This window comes from Moorena sp. SIO4E2 (assembly GCF_010671945.1).
Classification (GTDB): Bacteria; Cyanobacteriota; Cyanobacteriia; order Cyanobacteriales; family Coleofasciculaceae; genus Moorena; species Moorena producens.
Genome location: NZ_JAAHIE010000796.1, coordinates 1 through 2,800, shown reverse-complemented (window position 1 = coordinate 2,800; position 2,800 = coordinate 1). Strand labels below are relative to the sequence as shown.

The following is a 2,800-nucleotide window of genomic DNA, read 5'->3' as shown; positions in this document are numbered from 1 at the left end:
GATTGCTATATCAAATCTGATAGCATCGGAATTGTTTACAACTTGCATTTGCCTCAATTAACTTTCTTCCCATCCCCCCATGCCTCCATCAATGTTTACAATTCAGATGTAAACGGAAAAGCTATTACCAGGTTACTATAGCAATCCTAAATCATTTGTAAAATCACTGGACTTTTTAAAAACTAGCTCCAACTCCTGTTCCTTCGGGTGCATCTCATATTTGTAAAAAATAAGGAAAGTGTGGGAAGTGTGGGGCGGGGGCGCGGGAAGTGTGGGGCGGGGGCGCGGAGATTTTATTATAATTTTTGCCTAATTGCATGCATTGAGATGCACCCTGTTCCTTCTGCCTTCTGCCTTCTGCCTTCTGCCTTAAAGCAGCCCATTTCTTTCACGAATCAGATAGGATTGCTATAGGTTGCTAGGTTAAAGGTTATCTTCTGAACCTTGGCCTTTCGGCCACGCTACGCGAACAAGCAAACAAGCTTCAACCTGGAATTTCTACCTGGTGTGTTCATGTTCGAGTATGGGTCAATAGTTAACTGATTATTTTGTATTTACTTTCTAAACTAATTAATACCATTAAGAAATCCCCTGCCTGAAGGCAGGGGATTTAACCTAAGTGCTCATATCTATATTGTAGCTAAATAATGGCACATCCTCACTAAAATTAATAATTTTAAACTAAATTAATTGCTATAACTAAAATGATTAATTTTTAACAACCCCCATTGGTTTATCAGGAATTTTTTGTGAAAATAGGGCAAATAAAAACAGAAAGCTTAAGTTCATAACCTTAACCCTTAATATAATCCTGCCAAAATAGATAATTAATCTAACTTGGTATTATTACTCTAGGTGACGACATGGGATCAGAAATGTAGCACCTAATAAGACCAAACTAGCCATTGTTATTGGCTCAGGAGCAGACTCTAAATCATCAACACTCACTAAAGATTGATTAAACTTAAATCCAATCGGATGCTGCCTAGGAGATTGCTCCCAGCTGAAGCTAGCTTCATCAGTGGGATTTTGACTTGCTACCCAAGAGATACGATCATTAAGACCCTCCAGCAAAATACTGAGAATAGAGCCTGGTGCAACGGTTTGACTACTAGCTGACTGAGCAAGTGCAGAAACTATACAGGCAGCAGCAGCAAACGTTTTCAGTAATACTTTGAACTGAAAGTGATTGCTGAAGATAAGTTGTTTCCGTTCTAATAGTGTATTAAGCTTGACTGGTGAGATATCTAAAAACTTCACTCCTGCTTCATATTTAGCTGGTGAATCTAAACCAATTTTCCTTTGCCAGGCAATTTTCACCATAGAAGTAGCTGTGTAACTTATTCCTGGTAAGCAGAACTGAATTTTTTTATGCTCCCCAGTTTTTAATGGTTTGTTAATGTAAATTTTGCCACCGCCTTGACTCAGATTAACTACTAAATCATTTTGATCTGAAATCAGTCCTTCTATCTGATAATTTAGTAAGGTGATATGACGCGGAAATTTCCTACGCTCTTTGAGTAAATGAGTGTTAGTCAAATTAATCTCCTGAAAGATAGGTGTTAGGAGTTAGGAGTTAGGGGTTAGGGGTTTGGTGTTTGGGGTGCATCTGTTACTTGTAAATCTATAACTAAAGGAAGTGTGGGACCCAGGCGCGGGAAGTGTGGGGAGGGTGGGGATAGGGGGAGATAGGGGGATTTTTATTAAGGGTAATTGTCATAACATGATATTAGTCTTCTATTGTCCTGAGTGTTTTTGCATGCATTGAGATGCACCCGGTGTTTGGTGTTTGGTTAATGGTTAATGGTTAATGAGTAATGGTTTTAGTACTTAATGCCTGATGGTTAATACCTAATACCTAGAGTCTAGAGCCTAGGATCTAGGATTTTTTAGTAATTTTTTATTTTGGTTGTCTTGATGATTAACACCTTTTGAGAATTTTTGATGGTTGAGAGGATGCAGTTTTATTCCGGTTGCCTAAGTTATAGTTTTGTTTGATTAACCGATTGTAAGTTCGATAGGGCATATATTGCAAAGGATTGTAGCCAGAAAACCGTAATATCAATACACAAGCCCAGGAATACTTGCCAGAAATAATTGCTTCTATAACTTGATTTAATTGTTCAGTACTCATAAATCTATCTATATAAAGGTAGATGCAGCTAAGCAAAGGGTTTACTTCACTTTAGCAACTCCTAAGGAAGTTGTGCTAGGTGAAGTGCTGAAATGATAGCAGATGGTAAGATTACCGATCCTGCTGTGTATAAATCTATTCTTTCGAGCATAGGTTTGCGTTTAGGTTTGCGTTCAGGTTTGATTTAGTAGGATTTATGTATGTTTATGTATACTTTTTTTTTTGGGTATATGAGCATCCAAAAAATGTTATAATTACTCATTAAAAACAAAATTTAAAGTCCATTAAAACTGCCATGAACCTTGACAAAGTCCATGGCAGTTAACTTATTGGATACTAGAGGGGCGACAAGCGCCCCTCTAGGTTAATAAGTATAAATAACTAATCAGATAATTCCAATTTCTGTGTAGGCTTGTTATAAATATAGCGTTTATCACAGTTATGAGGTACAGTATTCTTTGAAGCTGATTCCCTGTTAGGTGCGCTTGACCTTGGCGAATTAAATTCGCCACGGGTCGCACCTGAAGATGCAGCGCATCCCTATTACCTATTACCTATTACCTATTACCTATTACCTATTACCTATTACCTATTACCTATTACCTATTACCTATTACCTATTACCTATTACCTATTACCTATTACCTATTACCTATTACCTATTAC

The 2,800-nt window shown here is 37.4% G+C and carries 2 protein-coding genes; both read right to left on the bottom strand.

From position 1 onward, the window contains the following. Nucleotides 1-846: 846 nt before the first annotated feature. Nucleotides 847-1,539, bottom strand: coding sequence for a PilZ domain-containing protein (locus tag F6K37_RS37335; RefSeq protein ID WP_008179908.1), 693 nt, complete (start codon nucleotides 1,537-1,539; stop codon nucleotides 847-849). A gap of 382 nt (nucleotides 1,540-1,921) precedes the next feature. Then, nucleotides 1,922-2,134, bottom strand: coding sequence for a HetP family heterocyst commitment protein (locus F6K37_RS37330; protein WP_008179910.1), 213 nt, complete (start codon nucleotides 2,132-2,134; stop codon nucleotides 1,922-1,924). Nucleotides 2,135-2,800: the final 666 nt, after the last annotated feature.

What these genes read in the sequence shown, in the direction of transcription:
- F6K37_RS37330 (WP_008179910.1), bottom strand. Translation starts at nt 2,134, where the DNA reads ATGAGTACTGAACAATTAAATCAAGTTATAGAAGCAATTATTTCTGGC.